Origin of the sequence: Streptomyces sp. H39-C1, assembly GCF_027158125.1 — a bacterium.
Lineage (GTDB): Bacteria > Actinomycetota > Actinomycetes > Streptomycetales > Streptomycetaceae > Actinacidiphila > Actinacidiphila fildesensis.
The window spans coordinates 1-1840 of the sequence record NZ_JAPVLS010000232.1 but is presented as its reverse complement, the minus strand read 5'-3'; the positions used below and the strand labels follow the sequence as shown (position 1 = coordinate 1840).

The 1840-nt window shown below is 67.1% G+C and carries 2 protein-coding genes; one reads left to right on the top strand and one right to left on the bottom strand.

What is annotated here, in order from left to right:
* Window positions 1-461: 461 nt before the first annotated feature.
* On the bottom strand, window positions 462-677 hold the full coding sequence (locus O3W51_RS47870; protein ID WP_198359202.1) for a hypothetical protein: 216 nt from the start codon (window positions 675-677) through the stop codon (window positions 462-464).
* A gap of 637 nt (window positions 678-1314) precedes the next feature.
* Here O3W51_RS47870 and O3W51_RS47865 point away from each other — a divergent pair.
* Window positions 1315-1840: hypothetical protein (locus O3W51_RS47865; RefSeq protein WP_269290367.1), on the top strand; the 526-nt coding region annotated here is incomplete at its 3' end.

Here is a 1840-nt window from a genome sequence, read left to right as displayed (position 1 = left end):
CCTCGCCGTCCGCTACGACAAAAAACCCGAAAGCTACCAGGCCGGACTCGAATTATGTGCCGGCCTCCTCTGGATCCGACACCTCGAATCACAGCCTTGATCACAACCCCACACACGCCCTAGCTGGGGGAAGGTTCGGGCTGTCGCTGCGGGCCGGCGCCAGAGCGACACGTTCAGCTCGTACCACCCGCGACATCCCGGACCGTTCGCCTGCCGGCCGAAGCCCGCCACAACGCGACCGCGTGGGACCGGAACGCCGGACTGCACTTCGAAGGCCCTGCCAGGGAGACCTACACCTTCCTGGACCGTCAAGATCCATTGTCAGGCGCGTCCACACTCCGGGGGTCTCCTCATGCCTGGACTGGCCCCCTCCTTACTGCCGCTCACGCATGTTGCCCGGGCGCCGAAGCACTCCGGGCAACATCGTCATTTGTTCCGGCATGACGGGCTGTCAAAAAGACTCAGTTGTCCCTGTGGGTGCGGCCGTGTCCGGTGTCGCCGCTGCCGCCCTTGTAGGAGCCGCGGAAGTCGACGGCCGATCCGGGAACGGGGGCGATCAGATCCTCCTTGGGTTCGGTCTCCAAGAAGGCCATGACGGGGCAGTTGATCAGGAATTTGACGCTGCCGTAGGGCACACCGCCCGGGCCGGTGACCCTCGCTGACGTCCAGGCTGCCATGGACCGGCTGTTTGCGGACGGCATCCTCCCGATGGGCGGTGCCGCGTGAACGAGGACTCCGGCAACAGCCACATCGAGCGGCCGTGGGAGCAGCCGGAGGAAGTGATCCTGCGGCGCGAGCTCGTGCGAACCCCGGGATTGCAACCCGAGGACCTCGGAGTGCTGGCAGAGCTTCTGCTGCGCGACCCCGGGATGCCGTCGACGATGGAAGCGATCCGCGGCGACCTACAGGCGCGCGGCTGGAGGATGGGCAAGGACCGGTACAACACCATCACTCAGCGGCTGACGCGAGCCGGTCACCTCTCCCGCGTCGCCGCCTATGACTCGAGCACTGAGCGGCCCACCTGGGTTACCCGTGTGTACCGCAACCCGGCAAACAACGAGCAGTACGTCGATCTGGGCATCACCGCGTCTATGCAGGTCAGTGCCGAAATGCGGAAAATCCGCGATTCGGAGCACGAGCTGCCCGCCGGACTGCGGGAAACCCGCGTTTCGCCTGGTCAGAGCCGAAATGCGGAAGACCCGCAGTCCGCTCTGTCCCCCCGGACCCCCCGGTGGGTTGGTAAACCCCCCTACCGTCCCCCCAGAGGCAACGAAGCCGGAGTCGGTGGTTGCTGCTGTGGCGGGTGCGAACAACATGCGCATCGCGCAGAACAGCAATCCCGTTGGTGTCCAGGAGCTGACCGAGGCGGAGCTGCACGCGGCGGGCGAGTTCCTCGCGAACCTTCCCGGCCGCTGGGCCTGCGGGCTCCAGGACGTCGAGAAATTCGCCAAGCTGATTGCCGCAGCGGCCAAGCGGCAGGGCTGGCCGCTGGACGCAGAGTTCGAGCGCTGGCTGACCGCTGACGAGCGTTCGATCCGTGGTGCCTACCCCAGGGTGATCCCGGCCCGGCTGAGGAACCTGCCCCGCTACAGCGCCTGGCGTCGTGCCGGTGCGCCCACCGGCACCGCAGCGAACCGGGGCCCGGTCCAGGATGCGTGCCCGAACCACCCGCACCGCGCTGCCGCTGACTGCGTTCCCTGCCGTATCGACCCGGACGCCCAGGAGCAGAAGCCGACCCAGCGTTCCGGGGATCCGGTGTCCGCTGATGTGATCGCTGCTGCCAAGGCGTTCGCCCAGGGCGGGAAGAGATCCTGGCGCCGTCTGGAGAATAACCAGCGCA

What these genes read in the sequence shown, in the direction of transcription:
- O3W51_RS47870 (WP_198359202.1), bottom strand. Translation starts at nt 677, where the DNA reads ATGGCAGCCTGGACGTCAGCGAGGGTCACCGGCCCGGGCGGTGTGCCC.